The organism is Streptomyces sp. CO7, from assembly GCF_053474865.1.
Genome location: NZ_JBRIOU010000104.1, coordinates 1 through 450 on the forward strand (window position 1 = coordinate 1; position 450 = coordinate 450).

Genomic DNA, 450 nt, shown 5'->3' on the forward strand with positions numbered 1-450 from the left:
CTTTATATTTGCCTTCAACTGGCCAATGAATTAAATAAAGGTCTAATACATCTAGCCCAAGCTTGTTCATACTTGTTTCAAAGGCTTCAAGTGTTGATTCATAGCCTTGATCACGATTCCACACCTTTGTCGTAATAAACAGATCATCGCGAGAGATGCCTGATTGCTGAATGGCTTTGCCTACCCCTTCTTCATTTTGATAGGCTGCTGCTGTATCGATGCTGCGGTAGCCCGCTTCAAGAGCGTCTGTGACTGCATTTACAGCCTCATCCCCATCTTTTACTTGCCATACACCGAAGCCTAGCTTCGGCATTTTTACTCCGTTTGCTAATGTGACTGTATCTGTTAATCCACTCATCAAACAAACCTCCGCTTCATTTTTGCTTACCAAGCACTATACCCGAATTTTCGATTGATCATGCATGAATTTTCGCTTGTGTTATTTGATAT

General features: G+C 41.8%; 1 protein-coding gene. It reads right to left on the reverse strand.

Going from position 1 to position 450, the window contains the following annotated elements:
- Positions 1-358: aldo/keto reductase (locus ACOV8S_RS31310; protein WP_448321865.1), on the reverse strand; the 358-nt coding region annotated here is incomplete at its 3' end.
- Positions 359-450 lie beyond the last annotated feature (92 nt).